This window comes from Roseateles depolymerans, assembly GCF_003387155.1.
Lineage (GTDB): Bacteria > Pseudomonadota > Gammaproteobacteria > Burkholderiales > Burkholderiaceae_C > Roseateles > Roseateles depolymerans.
In genome coordinates this window covers 341,018-361,508 of sequence record NZ_QUMT01000004.1, presented here as the reverse complement: position 1 = coordinate 361,508, position 20,491 = coordinate 341,018, and the positions used below count along the sequence as shown (strand labels likewise).

The 20,491-nt window shown below is 67.8% G+C and carries 15 protein-coding genes; 9 read left to right on the top strand and 6 right to left on the bottom strand.

The features are described from left to right. Positions 1-333: 333 nt before the first annotated feature. On the bottom strand, positions 334-1,371 hold the full coding sequence (locus DES44_RS20465) for a S1/P1 nuclease (protein WP_058933209.1): 1,038 nt from the start codon (positions 1,369-1,371) through the stop codon (positions 334-336). A 430-nt stretch (positions 1,372-1,801) separates the two neighbouring features. Between DES44_RS20465 and DES44_RS20455 the strand changes: the two genes are divergently transcribed. The 8 genes from DES44_RS20455 (at position 1,802) to DES44_RS20420 (ending at position 14,901) form a co-directional block, all read left to right on the top strand. Then, positions 1,802-2,020 (top strand): TOBE domain-containing protein, encoded by a 219-nt coding sequence (locus DES44_RS20455; protein WP_058933208.1) that lies wholly within the window; start codon positions 1,802-1,804, stop codon positions 2,018-2,020. Positions 2,021-2,030: 10 nt separating this feature from the next. Beyond that, the gene (locus DES44_RS20450; RefSeq protein ID WP_058933207.1) at positions 2,031-2,723 is read left to right on the top strand and encodes an RBBP9/YdeN family alpha/beta hydrolase; all 693 of its coding nucleotides are present in this window, start codon (positions 2,031-2,033) and stop codon (positions 2,721-2,723) included. A 64-nt stretch (positions 2,724-2,787) separates the two neighbouring features. Further along, complete coding sequence (locus DES44_RS20445) at positions 2,788-3,438, top strand: peroxiredoxin (protein ID WP_058933206.1); 651 nt, start codon at positions 2,788-2,790, stop codon at positions 3,436-3,438. Positions 3,439-3,604: 166 nt separating this feature from the next. After that, positions 3,605-4,783: an L-dopachrome tautomerase-related protein gene (locus DES44_RS20440; RefSeq protein WP_083525197.1), complete on the top strand. Its 1,179-nt coding sequence runs from the start codon at positions 3,605-3,607 to the stop codon at positions 4,781-4,783. 188 nt (positions 4,784-4,971) lie between these two features. Next, positions 4,972-5,418, top strand: a complete 447-nt coding sequence (locus DES44_RS20435) for an SRPBCC family protein (protein WP_058933205.1) — start codon at positions 4,972-4,974, stop codon at positions 5,416-5,418. Between the two features lie 630 nt (positions 5,419-6,048). Then, the gene (locus DES44_RS20430) at positions 6,049-8,262 is read left to right on the top strand and encodes a protein-disulfide reductase DsbD family protein (RefSeq protein ID WP_083525196.1); all 2,214 of its coding nucleotides are present in this window, start codon (positions 6,049-6,051) and stop codon (positions 8,260-8,262) included. Positions 8,263-8,324: 62 nt separating this feature from the next. After that, the gene (locus tag DES44_RS20425) at positions 8,325-8,984 is read left to right on the top strand and encodes a redoxin domain-containing protein (protein WP_058933203.1); all 660 of its coding nucleotides are present in this window, start codon (positions 8,325-8,327) and stop codon (positions 8,982-8,984) included. Between the two features lie 262 nt (positions 8,985-9,246). After that, on the top strand, positions 9,247-14,901 hold the full coding sequence (locus DES44_RS20420) for a diguanylate cyclase (RefSeq protein ID WP_083525195.1): 5,655 nt from the start codon (positions 9,247-9,249) through the stop codon (positions 14,899-14,901). Positions 14,902-14,932: 31 nt separating this feature from the next. On the opposite strand, the gene DES44_RS20415 is transcribed toward DES44_RS20420, so the two are convergent. The 4 genes from DES44_RS20415 to DES44_RS25160 all read right to left on the bottom strand — a co-directional run bounded on the left by DES44_RS20415 (position 14,933) and on the right by DES44_RS25160 (position 18,716). Next, entirely contained in the window at positions 14,933-15,730 is a 798-nt protein-coding gene (locus tag DES44_RS20415; protein ID WP_211326945.1) for a TIGR02285 family protein, read from the bottom strand. Positions 15,731-16,294: 564 nt separating this feature from the next. After that, positions 16,295-17,305 carry a sulfate ABC transporter substrate-binding protein gene (locus DES44_RS20410; RefSeq protein WP_058933200.1) on the bottom strand — a complete coding sequence of 337 codons (1,011 nt, stop codon included), beginning with the start codon at positions 17,303-17,305 and terminating at the stop codon, positions 16,295-16,297. 120 nt (positions 17,306-17,425) lie between these two features. After that, a complete protein-coding gene (locus tag DES44_RS20405) occupies positions 17,426-18,373 on the bottom strand; it encodes a CysB family HTH-type transcriptional regulator (RefSeq protein WP_058937092.1) in 948 nt (315 codons plus the stop codon). Between the two features lie 196 nt (positions 18,374-18,569). Next, positions 18,570-18,716, bottom strand: coding sequence for a hypothetical protein (locus tag DES44_RS25160; RefSeq protein WP_157592924.1), 147 nt, complete (start codon positions 18,714-18,716; stop codon positions 18,570-18,572). Here DES44_RS25160 and DES44_RS20400 point away from each other — a divergent pair. Next, on the top strand, positions 18,715-19,608 hold the full coding sequence (locus DES44_RS20400) for a hypothetical protein (RefSeq protein ID WP_058933199.1): 894 nt from the start codon (positions 18,715-18,717) through the stop codon (positions 19,606-19,608). The genes DES44_RS25160 and DES44_RS20400 overlap by 2 nt on opposite strands. Here the strand turns inward: DES44_RS20400 and DES44_RS20395 are convergent. Then, positions 19,565-20,488, bottom strand: coding sequence for a CysB family HTH-type transcriptional regulator (locus DES44_RS20395; protein ID WP_058933198.1), 924 nt, complete (start codon positions 20,486-20,488; stop codon positions 19,565-19,567). The two genes, DES44_RS20400 and DES44_RS20395, sit on opposite strands and share 44 nt — an antisense overlap. Positions 20,489-20,491 lie beyond the last annotated feature (3 nt).

Below are 20,491 nucleotides of genomic sequence, written 5' to 3'. Positions count from 1 at the left end.
CCATTTCTGTGGACAACCCTGAAAAGCCGTTTGACTTCAATGACTTGTGCGTTCCGCAACCATGTGGGCGGACCCAGGGATGACAGCGGGACGGTTCGGCAACAACTTCGGGCTGCTCAGCCGGACTGTGGATAAATGAGCGGTTGTGAGAAAACTGTCCACACCTTCATGCACCGGGCGTCGACCCGAAAGCGACTGCAGTTCGCCCGGCTGGGCGGCAGGTCGACCGCTGCGCGGGGTATCGCCGTCGGTCGCGGCGCCCCGTCCCTCTCGCGCAGGACGAAAAAAAGCCCCGACCAGCGGGGCTTCGAGCAGAACCAGGCAGCGGCAGGATCAGGGCTTGTCGGGCCAGATGCTCATCAGCAGCTGCGCCAGACGTGCGCCGCCCTTGATCAGCTCCAGCCGAACCTGCTCGGTGCTGCGGGCGTCGTAGTCGGCGGGCAGCGTCGCGGCCCAGCGGGGGCCACGCGGCGTCTGCTGGCGCGGGCCAAAGCGCATCCCGTCGAAGGCCAGCTGCGCTTCCAGAAGCGACTCGCTGGCCCAGACGTCGACCCAGCCGTCCGGCGATCCGCCGGTGGGCGTCACCAGGCGCGCCTGCGCCGGAAGAGCGGCCAGTTGGGCGGCCGTCAGCCGGTTGGGCAGACCGTCCCAGTAGCTGTGCAGGTTGCCGCCGGGGGAGCCATCGGCCCGCGGCACAGTGATGGCATTGGCCCCCACGGTGTGGGTCAGTGGATCGGCGCCCTGCTTGTCCGGGTCGTAGATCTTGCCGTCCGCATCCAGATAGATCGAGCCCATGTGCAGCGGCTGATGCATGTCGCCCAGGGTGTGGGCCACCAGGGCCAGGGCTTCCCGCTCGGTCAGATCCATCGGGGGATTGGCCTTGCCGCCGCGCAGCACCTGGATGGCGGACTTGAGCGCCGGCACCAGGTCATGGTCGCTGGTGCCCACGGCACCGGCTTCATAGTGGCCACGCTGCAGGGCCACATTGGAATAGTGATATTGCTTGTGGCAGCTCTCGTCGCCGGGCTTGGGCTTGCACTGCTCGTTGTTGCGCTGCACGTAAGCCCGCATGCGGGCCTCTTCGTCCGGGTTCTCGAACACCGCGCATTCGGGGAAGCGGCCGGTGGAGGTGTACTGGAAGTCCTTGAGCGGATCGATGCCCTTGACGCAGTCGTCCCACACGGCGATGTCCCGCAGCGGGACCGAGCCCAGGATGCGCTTCACCTCGGCGGCCGCTCGGTGGCCCTGGATCAGCTGGTCGGCGATCTCGCCAACGGTGTTGTGCCCGACGGCGCCATAACCGAAGGCCTGGCTGCAACTGGCTGTCAGCAGCGCGATGACTGCGGCGTGGCGGGTGAATGTGGTGAACATGATGGGATGAGGTGCGATGGCAATCGATTGCGCCCGGAAGGCTCCAGGCACGGCGCGAAGCGATTGTGCACGGCCCTGCGTGACAGTCGTTCAGGGCGAATCCTCAGCCCGGCGGGCTTTACTTGCGCTTAACCGCCGGGGTTTGACGACGATGCGGAAAACAGCGGGTCCTTGGTCAGTACGTCTCCCCTCCCCTGCCGCATCATCGGCCGCGGCCTGTGAACAACCCTGTGGTTGAGCCTGTGGATGACCTTGTGGACGGATGTGTTGATAACGCGGAGGACCGAGCCGAGGACGCCGTCCCCATCGGCCCGCCCGCGCCACGTCAACCCAGGGCCTTATGCGCTAGCCGCATGAAGTTGGATCAAAGGCTTCGTTGGTTGACACAAGGGGGGTGCCTAAGCTGAGGCCATCTTTTCGGAGCCCAGTCATGAGCATCAGCGCGATCAATGTCCGCAACCAGTTCCGCGGCACCATCAAGGAAATCATCGAAGGCCCGGTGGTCTCCGAGGTCGACGTGCAGACCGCCGCGGGTCTCGTGGTCACCTCGGTCATCACCACACGATCGGTCAAGGAACTCAACCTGACCGTGGGCAAGGAAGTGGTGGCCCTGGTGAAGTCCACCGAAGTCTCCCTGGCCACACTTTGAGGAGACCGCCATGGCTGCCCTCCTTCCCCGGGATGCCGCTTCCGCCGAGCCTGCCGACGCTGTGGCCGCGGGTGGCCTGCTGAACCCGCAGGCCACCGGACGGCTGTCCGGCAAGACGCGCAGCGAGGCCCCTCGACTGCTGATCATTCCCGGACTGCATGACAGCGGCTCGGCCCATTGGCAGACCTGGCTGGAGCAGCAGTACCGCGACGCGCACCGCGTGCGCCAGCGGGACTTCAGCCAGCCGGACCTGGAGCGCTGGTCCGACCGGATCCAGACGCGACTGGACCATGCCGGCGACGGGGAATGGGTGGCCGTGGCCCACAGCTTCGGATGCCTGGCCCTGGCGCATTTCCTGCAGCAGCACCCCGACGCGCCCATCCGCGAGGCGCTGCTGGTGGCCCCAGCCGAGCCGGAGAAGTTCGGTTTGTCCGAGCGGCTGCCGCATCAGCGCCTGCCCTGCCCCACGGCGCTGATTGCCAGCCAGAGCGACCCTTGGATGAGTGCTGCCAGCGCCCTGCGTTGGGCCACCCGCTGGGGCAGCAGCTACAGCAATCTGGGCCTGGTCGGCCACATCAATGCCGAGTCCGGCTTCGGGCCCTTCCCGCTGGCCAAGCGCTGGGTCGAGGCGGCCCGGGCGCGGGCGGCGCGGGCACGACGACCGGAGCGGGCCAGCATCCTCGAGTGGTCGTTCTCGATCTGACGCAGCGGTCCGGCCCGAGCCGCTCACCCCCCACCACCCTCACCCTGATCCCACGGAGACTCACATGGCCACGCTGCGCCTGGGCGACACCGCCCCCGACTTCGAACAAGCCTCGACCGAAGGCCCCATCCGCTTCCATGAGTGGCTGGGAGACCACTGGGGCGTGCTCTTCTCGCATCCCGCCGACTTCACGCCCGTCTGCACGACGGAGCTGGGCACCACGGCCAAGCTCAAGGACGACTTTGCCCGCCGCAACACCAAGGTGATTGCGCTGTCGGTCGACCCGGTCGAGTCGCACCACCGATGGGTCTCGGACATCAACGACACGCAGAACACCGAGGTCAATTTCCCCATCCTGGCGGATGCGGACCGCAAGGTGTCGCAGCTCTATGACCTGATCCATCCGCAGGCCAGCACCACGGCCACGGTGCGGTCGGTGTTCGTGATCGATCCGCAGAAAAAGATCCGACTGATCATCACCTACCCGGCGTCGACGGGGCGCAATTTCGACGAGATCCTGCGGGTCATCGACTCACTGCAACTCACCGACCATCACAGCGTGGCCACGCCCGCCAACTGGAAGGAAGGGGACGATGTGGTGATCGTGCCCTCGCTGCAGGACCCGGAGGTGGTGAAGCAGAAGTTCCCGCAGGGGTGGGAGGCTGTGCGTCCTTACCTGCGCTACACCTCGCTGCCGCGCCGCACGGCCGGATGACCGGCGATCGATTCTCAAGCGCCGTTTGAAAGAGGTTCAAGGCGCTCCGGGTTCATTGAAACGAGGAAGGGTCGCAGACTGCGACCCTCTTCTCTTTCCGAACCCCATCATGCAGAACCTCCCTTCATTGCCGGGCCGTCCGGCCGGTCACTGCGCTTCAGGTACCATGGCCTCTGGCCACAAGGCCTCGCGGCGCATCACCACTCGATCCACCAGCGCGCCTTCGCGAACGTCCCACGTCCGCTTCATCAGCAGTGTGCGTCAAGCCCTGCGCCTGGCCGCTGTGGGCGCCTCCTTGGGCGCCGCGCTGGCGCTGTCCGCGACGCCGGCCAGTGCCTATCAGCCAGGTGATCTGGAAGTGGTCGCCGAATTGCCCATCCGCCCTGGCAACGTGGCACCCGCCGCCGATGGCCGCCTGTTTGCCACCGTGCATCCGCTCGGCGCGCCGGCAGATGCGCAGCTCATCGAGATCACCGGTGCCAACCGCTACCGGCCCTGGCCGAATGCCACGCTGCAGCGCGGCACCGGCAGCCCGTCCGACGACCGCATCGATTCCCCGCTGGGCCTGCAGGCCGACCACCGCGGTCGTCTGTGGGTCATCGACATGGGTCTGCAGCTGGGCAAAACGCGCCTGTGGAGCTTCGACATCCGCAGCGGCAACCGACTGCAGCGCATCGAGCTGCCGGCGGACATCGCGCCCAAGGGAAGCTTCGTGCAGGACCTGGCGGTGGATGACGTGGACGGCTGGGCCTACCTCGCGGACATTGCGAACCCCGGGCTGATTGCCGTCAATACCGCCACGGGCCAGGCAAGGCGCTTCAGTGGACATGCGTCCCTGCAGGCGGATTCGCAGGCGCGCATGGTCATCGGCGGCAAGGAGATCCAGTTCCAGGGCGCACCGGCGCGCGTGGGGGTCAATCCCATCACCCTGTCGGCGGACCGCAAAACGGTGTTCTTCGGCGCCATGAACGGCCTGCACTGGTATGCCGTGCCGGCGGCCCTGCTGCGCCCGGGGGTGAGTGACGACACCACCGCGGCGGCCATCCGCATCGTGGGCGACAAACCGGTGTCCGACGGCGCCGCAACCACCGCCGACGGCCGCCATTTCTTCACCAACCTGAACGAGTCGGGCATCGACCAGCTCGACGCCCGCGGTCATGTGCTGCCGCTGGTGCGGGACAAGCGGCTGGACTGGCCCGACAGCGTGCATCACTTCGAGGGCGACTGGCTCTACATCTCGGTGAACCAGCTCTACAAGACCCCGGCCTTCACCGGCGGTGCGGATGAAGGTCGGCCGCCCTACCGGGTGATGCGGGCATGGATTGGAAAGCCGTCGAAGCGGTGAGGGCCTGAGCCTTCAGGCATGCGGCGTACGTCAGCAATCAGGCCGCTGGCAGGGCGCGGAAGGGGTGGGCTGACCCGCCTATCCAGTGCCCCTGCCAGCCGCTAAGGTGGGTCCACAGCCTCCAGGGAAGCGGTCACCCTTCGGTGCTCTTCCGCGACCCTGGGACGCCAACACCTGACGGAGACAGCATGCCCCACACCATCCACCTTCATCGCGTCATCAAGGCGCCACCCGAGCGCCTTTATCGCGCCTTCACCGACCCGCTGGCCATGAACAAATGGCTGCCGCCCCACGGCTTTGTCGGCCAGGTGCATGAGATGGATGTGCGGGAGGGCGGCCGCTGGCGCATGTCCTTCACCAACTTCGCCGGCCAGGCGGTGCACAGCTTCGGCGGGGAATATCTCGAGGTGAAATCCGGCGCCCGTCTGCGCTACAGCAGCCAGTTCGACGACACCCACCTCCCCGGCCAGATGATCACCACGGTGGTCTTCAAGGCGGTGTTCTGCGGGACCGAGCTGAGCGTGACGCAGGAAGGCATCCCGGACATGATCCCGCCGGAGGCCTGCCATCTGGGCTGGCAGGAATCGCTGCAGTTGCTGACGCTGTTGGTGGAGCCGGATATTCCCAACGGCTGAACTTGGTGAAGGGCCGGCGGACGCTGGCGCGCTTACCCGGCCCGACCTTGTCAGGGATTGTCAGGGTCTGCGCATTTTTCTGAGCCCGGATGGCGAATGGGAGGCCCAGGCGCTCTTCCCCTCTCCATGTTTTTCGGTGCGTTTTTTGACCCACGAATCGCGATATCGGGGTGTCGACGTTTTTCCGGGCCGATTGCCGGGCTTGGCCGCGCGCCTTGATGCCGGATCTGCCGCGCCCAAACCGGGTGTCGACGTTTCTTCGCCGCCATTTCCGGGCGTTTTGCGAATGACGGGCCCCGCGGGCCCTTTCCATCGCCTTTCTGCCGCTTTCCAGGTATTGCGCGCCTTCATCCTCACGCCAGGGGGCGACGTCGACTTCCCACCTTCCTTTCCCAGCGCTTTCAGCGTTTCAAGGATGTCGCGTGACACCGGCTTTCCGATCTTCAGATAACCGGGCTTTCCGCATCACCGTGTTCCTTCCCATCCGCAAGTAAGGAAACAAGGAATGCGCTTGCGCCCCACCGTTTCGGGGTGCTCAGCAACGGCCTCAGCAAACGCCTCAGGAAAGCGCTTGCCTTCCAGTGCCCTCAGCGCTTGTGAGGACTCCGCCCTGCCCCTAGCATCGCGGCCATGCGAGCCTGTCTGATCACTTTGCTTCTGGCGTCGACCCCGTGGATGGTGTCGGCGCAGTCCACCGCGCCTGTGGCGCCCACGCCGGCATCTGCAGCGGCCCCGTCGGACCGCTCCGCCACCGACGAAGTCAGCGTCCGCCTGCTGTCCGCTGCGCGCGCCGTGCAACCCGGCCAGACCCTGCTGCTGGGACTGGAGCAGCGCATCGCGCCGCATTGGCACACCTACTGGCGCAACCCCGGAGATTCGGGACAACCGACCAGCCTGCAATGGACGCTGCCCGAAGGCGCACAAGCCAGCGACATCCTCTGGCCGACCCCGCAACGCTTCGACGTGGGTCCCATCACCAACTACGGCTATGAGAACCAGACCGTCCTGCTGAGCGAGATCAAGCTCCCCGCCAGCCTGAAGCCGGGCAGTACCGTCCGTCTGCAGGCCGAAGCCACCTGGCTGGTCTGCCGCGAATCCTGCATTCCGCAGCAGGCCACGCTCGCCTTGCAACTGCCGGTGGCCGCGCAGTCCACGGCGTCTGCAGATGCCGACCTGCTCGACGCGGCCCGCAAGGCTCTGCCCGCCGCAGCGCCAATGCCGGTGCAGGCGACCTTGCAGAACCAGGACCTGCTGATCCGATGGCCGGTCGATGGCTCGAAGACGGCGCAGCCGGATCCCGACAAGACGCTGTTCCTGCCGCAGGACTGGGGCCGCATCCAGCATGCCGCCAAACCGCAGCTCACACAGGCGGATGGCCAGTGGCAACTGCGCATGCCGGTGGGGGAGCAACCGGCGCGCGCCGGCCAGACGATGGAAGGCCTGCTGCTGTTGGGCACGCAGGCATGGGCTGTGTCCGCCAAGGTCGACGGTGTGGCCGGTGCGGGATCCGGTACCGGATCCGGCACTGGCAGCACCGGGACTGCCACCGCATCAACGGCCACTGCACTGTCTCCATCCGGCATGGCCGGCGTCGACAACGCCGCTTCACTCAGCCTGTGGGCCGCTGTGGGATTGGCCCTGGTCGGCGGCCTGATCCTGAACCTCATGCCCTGCGTGTTCCCGGTGCTCGCCATCAAGGCGCTGAGCTTCCTGCAGGGTGACAGCGGCGAGCACCGTCGCCAGGGCCTGGCCTACACCGCGGGCGTGCTGGCGGCCTTCGGCGCGCTGGCCGGTGTCCTGCTGGCGCTGCGCGGCGCGGGGGCCAGTGTCGGCTGGGGCTTCCAGTTCCATTCGCCGCTGTTCGTGCTGCTGCTGGCCTGGCTGATGTTCGTGCTGGGCCTGTCGATGGCCGGCCTGCTGCAGATGGGGGCGGGGCTGGCCGGTATCGGCCAGGGCTTGGCCAGCCGCAGCGGTCTGGTGGGCAGCTTCTTTACCGGCGTGCTGGCCACCGTGGTCGCGACGCCCTGCACCGCGCCGTTCATGGGCGCCGCCATGGCCTATGCACTGGCGCAGCCGGCGCTGGAGCTGCTGGCCGTCTTCCTGGCGCTGGGCACGGGCCTGGCCCTGCCCTACCTGCTGCTGGCCTGCTGGCCGGCCCTGCAGCGTCGCATGCCGCGGCCGGGCCGCTGGATGGACGTGCTGAAGCAGGCGCTGGCCTTTCCGATGTTTGGGGCGGCCATCTGGCTGGTGTGGGTGCTGGCCCAGCAGGCGGGGCCGCAGGGTGTGCTGCTGGCGCTCTCCGGCATGGGCCTGATCGCGCTGGCCTTGTGGGCCCGGGGCATCAGTCGCCACGCCAGCCGGGGCGGGCAATGGGCGGGCGGCCTCACGGCCCTTGCGTCGGTGGCGGGGGCCCTGGCCCTGCTGCCGATGGTGTCGACCGAGGCGGGAGCCAACCCTGCCACCCCCTCGACCTCCGCCGCAGACACTGCCCACACGCGCGAAGAACCCTATTCCCCGGAGCGGCTGGCCGAACTGCGGGCGCAAGGCAAGCCGGTGTTCGTGAACCTCACGGCGGCGTGGTGCATCACCTGCCTGGTCAATGAGCGGGTGGCGCTGTCCACGCCTGAAGTCAAGGCGGCCTTCCAGGCACAGGGCATCACCTACCTCAAGGGCGACTGGACGCGCCAGGACCCCCGCATCACCGAGTTGCTGGCCCGCCATGGCCGCAGCGGCGTGCCGCTGTACCTGTTCTATCCCGCCGGCAACGGCGATCAGGCGCAGGTGCTGCCGCAGCTGCTCACGCCCGGCATCATCACCAGCGCCGTGCAAGGGTCGGCCACTTGAGCCGGCCCGTCTTGCCACACGCTTTCATTCCGCGCAGATGCGCGTTTTACGGAGACTGACCCATGAAGCCACTCTTCAAGACCCCTGCCTCGATCACGTCCTTGGCTCGTCGCCACCTGCTCGTCGGGGCCGCGCTGGTGGCCCTGGCCGGCCAGGTGCAGGTCCAGGCGCAAGCCCAGGCACAGATCGACCAGCCCGCACCGGCCTTTTCGGTCACCGCGGCCGATGGCCGGACGGTCACGCTGGACAGCCTCAAGGGCAAGACGGTGGTGCTGGAATGGACCAATCATGACTGCCCCTACGTCAAGAAGCATTACGGCAGCGGCAACATTCCAGCGCTGCAGAAGGAAGCTGCGGCCAAGGGCGTGGTCTGGCTCCAGGTGATTTCCTCCGCCCCGGGCCAGCAGGGACATGTCGACGGCCCCACCGCGCTCAAGCTCAATGAACAGCGAGGCGCCACGCCCGCAGGCACGCTGCTGGACCCCAGTGGTCAGATGGGCAAGGCCTACGGCGCGCAGACGTCGCCCCATGTCTTCATCATCAATCCGCAAGGGGTGCTGGTGTACAAGGGCGGCATCGACAGCATCGCCACCGCCAAGGTCGAAGACATCGCCAAGGCGGAGCCCTATGTCAAGGTGGCGCTGGGCGAGCTGGCCGCCGGCAAGAAGGTGTCGCAGGCCAACACCCGGCCGTACGGCTGCTCCATCAAGTACGCCAGCTGAGGCGGTGGTCCGCGCGATCCGTCGTGCGGGCGGCGGCATCCGCGCGAGCCACCGCGTTGACCCTGCCAACAGCGCCGGCCACCGCGCGGACGGTCCCATCGGTGCAAGCCTTCGCGCCGACGGCATGACAACGTTAACAAGACCGGCAAATTTGCCGCATCCACCCGCCTGACGGAGCCGGATCTCCCCCATTCGCGGGCATTCCTGTCCTGGCGCCCTCCCTTGAGCCGCTACAGTTCGCACAAAAGATTCGGGCAGTGCGATGACAGAAGAGCAGCAGGCGTTGGGCGAGGGTCCAGGCGCCGGGGCAGGGCCGGGCGACACGGTCCACCGGGGGCGTCGGACAGAGGTGATCCGTGCACGCGGCACACCCCATGCGGGGGTGTGGCTGAAACTGCTGCGTCATGCCTCCCCGTCGGTGGCCGACCTGGCCCGGCTGCGCCGCGAATGTGCGCTGGCGCAGCGGCTGAACGCCGCGCATGTGTTGCGCCCGGCCCGTCTGATCGAACATGCCGGCCGGCACGGCCTGCTGTTCGACGACCCGGCGCTGGAAAGCGCCCTCACCCTGCGCCAGCGACTGCGGGCCGGTCCGCTGGACCAGGCGGCCGTGATTCGCATCGCCCTGGACCTGGTCGACGCGCTCCAGCATCTGCATGCCCAGGGCCTGATCCATCGCAATCTCGGTCCCGGCCAGGTGCTGCTGCTGGCGGGGGCGGGTGAGCGCCTGGGCCGGGTGCGGATCGCCGACCTGGGCCTGGCGGCGGAGATCGAGCGGGAACGCCCGCTGGTGCAGAAGGCCGAGCTGATCGAGGCGTCCCTGGCCACCCTGGCCCCGGAGCTGACCGGGCGCATGAGCCGCGATGTGGACTACCGGGCCGACCTCTACAGCCTGGGCGCCACGCTGCTGGAAGCGCTGACCGGCCAGCCGCCATTTCCGGTCGACGACCCGGCCTGTGCGGTCCATGCCCACCTGGCCCTGCCCGCGCCGCTGGCCACCAGCCGCGACCCCCGCGTGTTCGTGCCCTTGTCGCTCATCGTCGGCCATTGCCTGAACAAGGAACCCGAAGCCCGCTATCAGAGCCACCAGGCCCTGCGAAAGGATCTGCAGCTGTGCCTGGCGGCCCTGGAACAGGGGCGTGGACTGCCCGGTTTCCAGCCCGGTCGCGGCGACATCGCCCTGCGCTTTCAGGCCAGTGGCCGGCTGTATGGACGGGCGGCGGCCCAGGAGCACCTGGCCCAGGCGTTTGAGCGCTCGGGCGTGGGCACCCTGCGGGGCGCCGCGCTGGTGACCATCGCCGGTTTCTCCGGCATCGGCAAGACGGCGCTGGTGATGGCGTCGCAGCGCAGCCTGCTGGCACAGCAAGGCCATTTCGCGGCGGCCAAGGCCAATCAGTACGGACAGGACCGACCCTACGGCGTCGTGCTGCAACTGCTGGCGCAGCGGGCGGCCCAGGTGCAGGCGCTGCCGCCGGCGGGGCAGTCCTTCTGGCGGCAGCGGCTGCAGGCCCTGGCCGGTCCCAATGCGGCCGTGCTGGGCCAGGCCGTGCCGGAGCTGCTGCCGCTGCTGCAGCCGGTGCAGGCGCTGGTGCCGGTGGGCCCGACCGAATCGGAGAACCGCTTCCTGCGCAGCATCAGCCAGGGCTTTGCGGCGATGGCCAGCGAGGGTCAGCCGCAGACCTTCTTCCTGGACGACTGGCAATGGGCGGACCGCGCCTCGCGCCGCCTGCTGCGGGAATGCCTGGCGGATGCGTCGATGAACCATACCCTGTTCATCCTGGCCTACCGGGACAACGAGGTCCGTCCCGGTCATCCGATGGCGCAGGAGCTCCAGGACCTTCGGCCGCTGCTGGGCGAGCGCTTCATGCCGCTGCGCCTGGGCCCGCTGACGCTGGAGGACACCCGCCAATGGCTGGCCGACAGCCTCCACCGGTCCGACGGCCCCCATGCTGGCACCGCGCCGGACAACACCGCCTCCGAGGACCCCAGCACCTCCGACGCCGCCGCCGTGCAGGCGCTCGCCCAGCTGTGCCAGGCCCGCACCGCCGGCAATCCGTTTTTCCTTCGCCGCTGGATGGAAGACCTGGGCCGGCGCGGTCTGTTCCACTTCGATGCCGCCCATCAGCGCTGGACCTTCCTGCTCGACCGCATCGCCGCGACCCGGACCGCCGACAACGTCGTGGCGCTGATGCTGGAGCAACTGGAGCAACTGCCCGATGCGACCTGCGAAGCCTTGAGCGTGGCCGCCCTGCTGGGCACCAGCGTCGACCTCGACACCCTCTCCACCGCGGTATCGGCCGACCCGTCCCGCCTGGCCGAAGATCTGCTTCCCGCGCTGCAGGCCCAGTTGCTGGTGCCCGCCAGCAGCCTCTACCGCTTCGGGCCGCACCTGCAGGGCCAGGCGAGCGACCGGGTGCGCTATGCCTTTGCCCACGACCGTGTGCAGGAAGCCGCGCTGCAGCGCATTGCCCCGCAGGCCCGGGCCGCCCTGCAACTGCGGGTCGGCCGGCTGCTGAAGCAGCGCCATGACCAGGACACGCCGGACCAGGCGCTGCCCTACGCCGTGCTGAACCACCTCAATGCTGCCCGCATGCTGCTGCGGTCTGAAGCGGACGCCATGGAACGGCAGGTCCTGGCGCTGGCCAACATGGCCGCATCGCGACGTGCGCTGGACGCCGCCGCCTTCGAACCCGCCGCTGACTATGCGGAGCTGGCGCTGGAGCTGGATCCGGTGCAGGCCGCGAGCGGACTCTGGCATCACCACGCCGCACGGATGGCCTACCTGGCCGGGCGGCCGCAGCGCATGGAATCCTTGCTGGGGGAAGCGCTGGCCATGGCGACATCCCCGTCGCAGCGGGCGCGGCTGCTGGAAGTGCGCATGGAAGCGTTCTATGCGCAGGGACGGCTGGCCGAGACGGTCGACCTCGGGCTGGAGCTCTTTGCGCTGCTGGGCGCCGAGCTGCCGCAGCTGGATGCGCAGCAGCCGCAGGCGGATCTGGCGCGCCTGCTGGCCGGGCTGCGCGATGAAATCACCACCCTGGGCATCCACACCCTGGCGGCGCGCGCGCCAATGCAGGACGAAGGCCGCCTGCAGCTGATCTCGATCGCCGCCAAGATGACCGCCGCGGCCTACATCGTGCGCCCGGCGCTGCTGCCGCTGCTCACGCTGTTCCAGGTCCGGCTGATGATGGACCATGGCCATGTGCCGCTGGCCCTGTCGGCGTATTCGGTGCTGGGGCTGATGTGCGCGGAGTTCCTCGGTGAATACCGCTTCGCCCATGCCATCGGCCGCATGACGATGGACCTGGTGGCCCGCTTCGGATGGGTGCAGGCCTTTGCCCATGCGGGCTTCTCGTTCCACGCCTTCCTGAGCCACTGGGTCGACGGCCTGTCCGCCAGCATGGAAGGCTTGATGCAGACCCATCGCAACGGCCTGGAGTTCGGCAACTTCCGTCATGCGGGGCTGGGTCTGTATGTGCATGACGTGCATGCCTTCCTGGCTGGTCAGCCGCTGGACCGGCTCGAGCCGATGCTGGCCGAGCATGTGCAGACCCTCAGCGCCATGCGCCAGCCGGTGGCGCAGGACTACACCCGGGCCCTGCTGGGCCTGGTGCAGGCGCTGCGCCGCTCGCCGTTCGACCGGCACGGTCTGGAGAACGTCAGCGACATGATGGGCACCTACCAGGAGCGGCAGGACCAGACCGGTCTCATGTTCCTGCATGGGTGGCAGGCAGTCCTGGCGTGGGTCAGGCAGGACCCCGCCCTCGCGCTGCAGCATGCCCTGGCGTCTCGAGCGCTGTTTGCGGCGGGGCGCGGCATGCATGCGCAGTCCCTGTTCCTCTTTATCGCGGCCTGGGCCAGCCAGCAGTTGGCACTCAGCGGTGAAGCGGAGCGGGACCTGGTGCTGGAGGCGCAGGCCCTCACGGCGCTGACCCGCTGGAATGATGCACGGCCAGGGCCACTGGCCGCCCGCATCGGGGTGCTCAAGGCACAGGCGCTGCAGCTGGACGGAGCGCCGCCGGCGCTGGTGGACGAGCAGCTTGCGCAGGCCCTGGTGGCGGCGCAGGCTGCGGAGCAGCCAGGCATGGATCTGGCCGCCGTGCTGCGCGCCCAGGTCCGCGCCTGGGAGGTGCGTGCGCCGGACCGCGCGGAGGCCGCAGGCGCCGCGTTGCAGGCGGCGTGGCAGGACTGGGGCGTCCGGATGCAGGAGGTCCCCCGCCAGGCCGCCGCATGGAGCGTGCCGGGTCCCGAGGACGGGACTGGCCACGGCGGTGCTGAGAGTGCTGGCGTGAGTGCCGCTGAAAGCGCTGGTGGGCAGGCGAGTACCGGCGCAACGACTGCCGACGACCTGCTTGCTGCCGCGACCCATCAGGGCGATGCAGCCGACCTCAGCAGCTTGATCAAGGCGGTGCAGGCCATCAACACGCAGGCCGACCTGCACGGGTTGCTGCGCCGCCTGCTCGAAGTGGTGGCCGAGAATGCCGGCGCCCAGCGCGCTGCGGTGGTGCTGAGCAGTGGCACGGGCCGCTTTGCGGGACCTTCAGGCCTTGCAGCTGCTGCTGGCCATTCGTCCTCTCCAGGCGATTGCAGCCTTCCTTCGCCGGTGAGCCCGTCCCAGTGGGTGCTGCAGGCCCAGGTCTGCATGAAGGGACCGGTCCCGGTGCACCTGAAGGATCAGCTGCCGCTCGAGGCGGCCACCGGTCCACTGCCGGTCACCCAGATGCAGCAGGTGCTGCACAGCGGACAGCGGATGCTGCTGCAGGAGGCGGCGCTGCAGAGCCCCGACCCCTGGTTCCGCCTCTCCCCGTCTTCCTCCAGATCGGTGCTGATGCTGCCGCTGCTCAAGCAGGGGCAGACCGTCGGCGCGCTGTATCTGGAGAACGGCGCGGTGGCCGGCGTCTTCACCGAAGCGCGGGTGAGCTTCCTGGAGCTGCTGTGTGCCAATGTCGTCAATGCGGTCGACAACGCGCGGCTGGTGGCAGAACTGCGCGAGCTCAACACCAGCCTGGAGCAGCGGGTGGCGCAGCGCACCCGCGAGCTGGCCGACAGCGAGGAGCGTCTGCGCGCCGTGCTGGACCACGCACCGATGCCGATGGTGGTCACGCGGGTGCGGGATGCCGTGATCGTGTATGGCAACGGCCCCTCGGCCACTCTTGGCGGACATTCACTCGAAGGCCTGGTGGGTCGACCGGCGACGGCCTTCTACCGCGATCCCTCGGACCGCGACCGCATGCAGCAGCTCTTCCGCGAGCGCGGCACCTTGCAGTCGGAGGAGGTCTGCCTGCTGGCGGCCGACGGCACCGAACTGTGGATGCTGCTGTCAATGGTCCCGGTGATGTATGACGGCGAACCGTCGGTGCTCAGCACGCTGGTGGATTTCACCGAGCGCAAGCGGCTGGAGATCGAGCTCAAGCGCCTGGCCACCACGGATGCCCTGACCGGCGCGGTCAACCGGCGAAGTTTCCTGGAGCGCGCACAGGCGGAGCTGTCGCGCAGCCGTCGGTATGGCGCGCCGCTGTCGCTGGTGATGATGGATGTGGATCACTTCAAGCGCATCAACGACACCTTGGGCCATGCCCAGGGCGACGATGCGCTGTGCCGCATCGTGCAGGTCTGCGCGCAGGTGGTGCGCAAGGAAGACGTGTTGGGCCGACTGGGCGGCGAGGAGTTCGCGCTGCTGCTGCCGCAGACCTCGCTGGAGGAAGCGCATCATCTGGTCGAACGCCTGCGGGAGCGCATCGCCAGCAGCCGCATGGATGACGGCCAGCCGGGGGCCCCGGCCGTGGTGCTGACGGCCAGCTTCGGGGTGACCTGCATGCGACCGGAAGACAGCTCTGTGGACGACCTGCTGGGTCGCGCCGATGCCGCGCTCTACCGGGCCAAGGCGGCCGGCCGCAACCGCGTGGAGCAGGCGGCCTGAGCGCGGGGCGGGGCGTCGCGCATAGAGGCGCTCAGGGGGTCAGCCGTGAAGGCCGGGCCCGCTCGCGGTAGAAGTGTTCCAGCTGCGGCCCGTAATGGGCCCGTGTCTCCGGGGTGAGCCAGCGCATCAGGCCCCGGCGCAGGGTGGCGGCTGCTTCGGGACGCCCCAGCGCCCGGTCGATGCCCTGGATGGCCGACCATCCCCAGGGGGTGCGGGGACAGGCCACGCCGGCCATGACCAGCTCACTCGCGCCGCGGATGGGGACGGTCATCAAGTCCTTGGGCTCGCCCATCATCAGCAGTGCCATGTCGGAGTCGATGGAATAGTCCGCGCGGTCCAGGCTGACCATCTGCAGCAGGCGACCGCCGAAATCGCGCGGCGAATACAGGGTGACATTGGCGCTCCCCGGACGATGGGCCAGCATCTCGTCGATGGCATTGCCATAACTGCGGCCATCCACCAGCGCGCCGCGCAGGCTGTCATCGGCGAGCAACTGCGGCAGCAGCACTTCGCCGGACGCAGTGCGCGGCAGGCGCGAGAGCCGATCGCGTCGCACCACCAGCTGCGGCGGTGGGGTGAGCTGGGTGTTGGTGAAGTAGACCAGCTTCTCCCGCTCCGGTGTGCGCACGACATTGGCGCGGCAGACCTGTTGGCCATCCTCCAGCATCTGCCAACTGCGCTTGGTGTTGGCGATCAGCACCTCGTGTTTCACACCGGGCCACCAGACCGTCAGCATCTTCACCAGGGTGTCGGTCACACCGTTGACCGCGGGATTGCTGGCGGTGCTGTTGTCCGAAGTCAGCCAGGTGATGCGGTCGACGGCGACCAAGGCGGGTGCTTGCGCGGACGAAGACTGCGCGGGCCGGGCTTGTGCGGGCTGGGCCTGTGCGGGCAGAGCGCCAGCCAGGCAGGCCGTCAGCAGCAGCGCCAGGCCCCATGGCCTGCCGCGCGAACGATCCGTGCACGGAGAAATGACAACGTTTTCCACGGCGGACAGCATAACGGCGGGCCCTGTTGGCGAGGCCGTGCAGGAGTGCCCGGACCGGGGAAAGCGTTGCAGCGGGGTCACTCTGTTACGAGCTGTGTGTGGGTCGGGGAACAATGAGGGCGGACGTCAGGTGCCGGACCTCCCCCGGATTGTCTCGCACGCCGACAGGGTGCCCGGCCGTCGATCCCGCGCTGTCCCCGGCGCTGTCCCCGGTTCACGGCCGACGGACGAAAAAAGGCCCCGCCGGAGCCATGACGGCCGGGCGGGGCTGCTCGGAGAGCAAACGGTCTGGATGGTGTCGGTCCGGAGGTCCGGACGTCGACCGACCGAGGAGACAACAGGAGGGCGTCCGTCCACAACGGACGCCGGGGTCAGGTCAGCACTCGAGGCTGGAGCAAGGTCGGATCAGCGGGCCAGGTTGATCTGGTCGAACACACCGCCGTCATCGAAGTGGGTCTTCTGGGCATTGCGCCAGCCGCCGAACACATCGTCGATGGTCACCAGCTTCACCGGGGCGAACTGCTTGTCGTACTTGGCCGCGACCTTGGGATCACGGGGACGGTAGTAGTTCTTCGCCGCAATCTCCTGGCCTTCCGGCGAGTACAGGTATTGCAGGTAGGCTTCGGCCACCTTGCGGGTGCCCTTCTTGTCGACGTTCTTGTCGACCACCGACACCGGCGGCTCGGCCAGGATGGACAGGCTGGGCGTCACGATCTGGAACTTGTCCGGACCGAGTTCCTTCACCGCCAGATAGGCTTCGTTTTCCCAGGCGATCAGCACATCACCGATGCCGCGCTCCACAAAGGTGGTGGTGGCGCCGCGGGCGCCGGAGTCCAGCACCTTGGTGTTGCCGTAGATGCGCTTGACGAAGGCCTTGGCCGACTCGGCATTGCCGCCGGGTTGCTTCAGTGCATAGGCCCAGGCCGCCAGGTAATTCCAGCGGGCACCGCCGGAGGTCTTGGGATTGGGCGTGATCACGTCCACGCCGCTGCGGGCCAGATCCGGCCAGTCGTTGATGTGTTTCGGATTGCCCTTGCGCACCAGGAACACGATGGTCGAGGTGTAGGGCGAGGCATTGCTCGGCAGGCGCTTTTGCCAGTCGGCCGGCAGCAGCTTGCCGTGGTCATACAGGGCGTCGATGTCGTAGGCCAGGGCCAGCGTCACCACATCCGCATCCAGGCCGTCGATGACCGAGCGGGCCTGCTTGCCCGAGCCGCCGTGGGAATTCTTGATCGTCACCGTTTCGCCGGTCTTGGCCTTCCAGAACTTCGCGAACGAGGCGTTGAAGTCCTGGTACAGCTCACGCGTCGGGTCGTAGGACACGTTCAGCAACGTGGTCTGGGCATGGGCCAGGGCGGCACCGCCCAGCAAGGTGGCGGCGGTGAGCAGCGAGACGGAGCGGCGGAGGAGATTCACAGTGGCAGGGGGGTGAATGACGGGAGTCCTGACTCTAAAGAGCGGGACACGGAAAAGGAACCAAGAAGTTCTGCTTTGCTTTGCACGGAGTGAAGGGTGGGGCCCGGGTGGGGGCCTTCCTCAGTCCGAGCCGCCCGGATGGGCGCGTGCCTGCTCCACCAGCTCGCGGGTGAGCGGCGGGGCGAAGGTCTCGATGAAGGCGTAGACATAGTCCCGCAGGTAGGCGTCCCGCCGCACCGCCAGGCGGGTCAGGTTGTCGGCGAACAGATGGCGGGCATCGATCGCGCGCAACTGGCGGTCACGCTCCTCGTCATAGGCGATTGCGGCGACGATGCCCACGCCCAATCCCAGCTCGACATAGGTCTTGATCACGTCGGCATCCATGGCCACCAGCACCACATTGAGGTCGACACCAGCCGCGGCAAAGGCCTGGTCAATGTGGCTGCGGCCGGTGTAGCCGCTTTCATAGGTGATGATCGGATGCCGGCCGAGTTGCTCCAGCGTCAGCGGGCGTCCCTCGGACGTTTCGCGGGCCAGGGGATGATCGTGCGGCACCAGCACGGTATGCGTCCACCGGTAGCAAGGCAGCGTCAGCAGTTCCGGATGCTCGGCCAATGCTTCGGTGGCAATGCCGATGTCTGCCTCGCCGTCCATCAGCAGACGCGCCACCTGTTGCGGCGTGCCCTGCTGGAATTGCAGGCTCACTTCCGGATGTGAATTGCGGAAATCACGCACGGCCGGCGGCAATGCATAACGCGCCTGACTGTGGGTGGCGGCAATGCGCAGATGACCGCTGTCGGCGCGGGCGAAGTCCTCGCCGGCGCGGCGCAGATTCTCCGCCTCGCGCAGCAAACGCTCCACAATGGGCATGACATTGCGGCCGGGCTCGGTCAATCCGGTCAGACGTTTGCCGGCGCGAATGAAGATGTCAATGCCCAATTCGTCTTCGAGTTCGCGAATCTGCCGGCTGACGCCGGGTTGCGAGGTGTGCAGCGCCTGCGCGACTTCAGTGAGATTGAAGCCACGACGCTGTGCCTCACGGACGGAACGCAATTGCTGAAAATTCATCGTCAATCCAATGGAGGATGCAGGGCTTATTCGGTTTCATTATTCGCATCTACCCCTAAGGTGTCCTCCAACAAATATCGATAAGCATTTCTCAAATGCGCTGAAGCGCTTATGCTGCATCTCAAGAGGACGCCATGAGATCGCTCGCCACAGCGTGGATTCGACGGGTCGCAGTCATTGCAATGATGGTGACCGTTCAGGGAGGCTTCACCGCTCCGAAGGACGCGGCAGGCACGGCTGCGGGGGCGGGCCTGGCCGTTGCGCCACCTGCGGCAGTGGCGTCGACGTCGTCTCCATGGCCTCCTTCGCCGACCAGGGCGGTGGACCGGATCATCTGGCTCATGCCGCAGATCGACGCCACACCCGCCTCCAGCAATGGCGGTCCGATGCCCCGGCGCGTGCTCACCCAGACCACGGTCGACCTGCTCATCTCCAATTGGGGCGGCAGCACCCAGCATGAGCTGGTCATGGCCAACATCAAGCGCAGTCTTCGCATGCTGCAATCCGGAGAGCCGGCCTGCATGCTGGGGATGCTGCATACGGCGGATCGCGATGCGATGGCCTGGTTTGCGGATACGCATCTCGTGCCGCCGCATCACCTGGTGGTGCGGGCCGCGCTGCTGGACAAGGTGCCGCGCAATGCCGCCGGAGAAGCCCGGCTGGACCAGATCTGGCAGGAGAGACGGCTGCGTGGCGCGCTGGTTCAAGGTCGCAGCTACGGACCGGAGCTGGACGAGGTCATTCGTCATCAACCGCCGTCGGCGCTCAGTACCTATGTCACGCCGGACGTCGGTGGCAATCTGCTGGCCATGGTGGGGCTGGGCCGTGCGGACTACACCTTCGAATACGACTTCATCGTGACCGACCACCTGGCGGCCGGCGGCTCCGGTGCGGAGCTGATCACCTTGCCCATCGAAGGCCATGCCGACCCGATTCTGTCGGGCGTGGCCTGCCCCAAGAACGACTGGGGCCAGCGGGTGGCCACCCGCGCCAATGAAGTGCTGGCCCAGCCGCAAGCCCGGCGGCTGCTCAAGGACGAGCTGCTCAATCGCCTCAGCCCGAATGCCCGGACCCGCTATGGCGCGCGCATCGAAGCGTTCTACGCCCGGCCGATGCCGCTGCTGATGTCCAGCACGTCCGCGGGCGCTGCAGGGGCGAGCGCGGCCAGCGGGGGGACCAGCCGCGAGCGGGTCAACCCTCGAGCTCCATCGCCGCCTTCACCCGCTCCTCGGTGAGGCTGTCCACGCATTCCTGCAGGAAGCGGTAGGCGAAGCCTCGCAGGTAGTGGCCGCGCTTGAGCGCGATGCGGGTGGTGTTGACCGGAAACAGGTGGCTGGCGTCGAGCCGCTGCAGACCGGCATCCCGGTTCGGCTCGAATGCGATGGCGGCGATGATGCCCACGCCCAGCCCGACCTGCACATAGGTCTTGATGACATCCGCATCCAGGGCCGACATGACGATGTCGGGCGCCAGGCCCGCCTGCGCAAAACTGGCGTCGATACGGGCGCGGCCGGTGTAGCCCTCGTGATAGGTGATCAGGGGCTGCTCGGCCAGCGCTTCCAGCGTCAGCGGCTGCGCCGCCAGCGGATGACCCTGGGGCACCACCACGGCGTGGTGCCATTCATAGAAGGGGAAGGTGACAAAGGCCTCGTCCCGGCCCAGCGCCTCGGTGGCGATGCCCACATCGGCTTCACCGCTTTGCAGCAGCGAGACGATTTCCGCCGGGCTGCCCTGATGCAGCACCAGGTGCACCCGCGGATAGGCCGCCTTGAATCGCGCCACCACCTGCGGCAGCGCATAACGCGCCTGGGTGTGGGTGGTGGCGATGGTCAGCTGGCCCTGGTCGGCGCTGGAGAACTGCTGAGCCAGCCGTTTGATGTTGCGCAGGTCCTGCAGCATGCGGTCGGCCACCTGGGCCACTTCCTTGCCGGGCTCGGTGAGGCCGAGCAGCCGCTTGCCGCGACGCTGGAACAGCTCCACGCCCAGTTCGTCTTCCAGGTCCTTGATGTGCTTGCTGACCCCCGACTGCGAGGTGAACAGCGCTGCTGCCACTTCGGTCAGGTTGAAGTTCTGCTGCACCGCCTCCCGAATGATGCGCAACTGCTGGAGGTTCATGGC

What these genes read in the sequence shown, in the direction of transcription:
- DES44_RS20420 (WP_083525195.1), top strand. Translation starts at nt 9,247, where the DNA reads ATGACAGAAGAGCAGCAGGCGTTGGGCGAGGGTCCAGGCGCCGGGGCA.
- DES44_RS20435 (WP_058933205.1), top strand. Translation starts at nt 4,972, where the DNA reads ATGCCCCACACCATCCACCTTCATCGCGTCATCAAGGCGCCACCCGAG.
- DES44_RS20440 (WP_083525197.1), top strand. Translation starts at nt 3,605, where the DNA reads ATGGCCTCTGGCCACAAGGCCTCGCGGCGCATCACCACTCGATCCACC.
- DES44_RS20465 (WP_058933209.1), bottom strand. Translation starts at nt 1,371, where the DNA reads ATGTTCACCACATTCACCCGCCACGCCGCAGTCATCGCGCTGCTGACA.
- DES44_RS20450 (WP_058933207.1), top strand. Translation starts at nt 2,031, where the DNA reads ATGGCTGCCCTCCTTCCCCGGGATGCCGCTTCCGCCGAGCCTGCCGAC.
- DES44_RS20425 (WP_058933203.1), top strand. Translation starts at nt 8,325, where the DNA reads ATGAAGCCACTCTTCAAGACCCCTGCCTCGATCACGTCCTTGGCTCGT.
- DES44_RS25160 (WP_157592924.1), bottom strand. Translation starts at nt 18,716, where the DNA reads ATGAGCCAGATGATCCGGTCCACCGCCCTGGTCGGCGAAGGAGGCCAT.
- DES44_RS20400 (WP_058933199.1), top strand. Translation starts at nt 18,715, where the DNA reads ATGCCGCAGATCGACGCCACACCCGCCTCCAGCAATGGCGGTCCGATG.
- DES44_RS20455 (WP_058933208.1), top strand. Translation starts at nt 1,802, where the DNA reads ATGAGCATCAGCGCGATCAATGTCCGCAACCAGTTCCGCGGCACCATC.
- DES44_RS20430 (WP_083525196.1), top strand. Translation starts at nt 6,049, where the DNA reads ATGCGAGCCTGTCTGATCACTTTGCTTCTGGCGTCGACCCCGTGGATG.
- DES44_RS20395 (WP_058933198.1), bottom strand. Translation starts at nt 20,488, where the DNA reads ATGAACCTCCAGCAGTTGCGCATCATTCGGGAGGCGGTGCAGCAGAAC.
- DES44_RS20445 (WP_058933206.1), top strand. Translation starts at nt 2,788, where the DNA reads ATGGCCACGCTGCGCCTGGGCGACACCGCCCCCGACTTCGAACAAGCC.
- DES44_RS20405 (WP_058937092.1), bottom strand. Translation starts at nt 18,373, where the DNA reads ATGAATTTTCAGCAATTGCGTTCCGTCCGTGAGGCACAGCGTCGTGGC.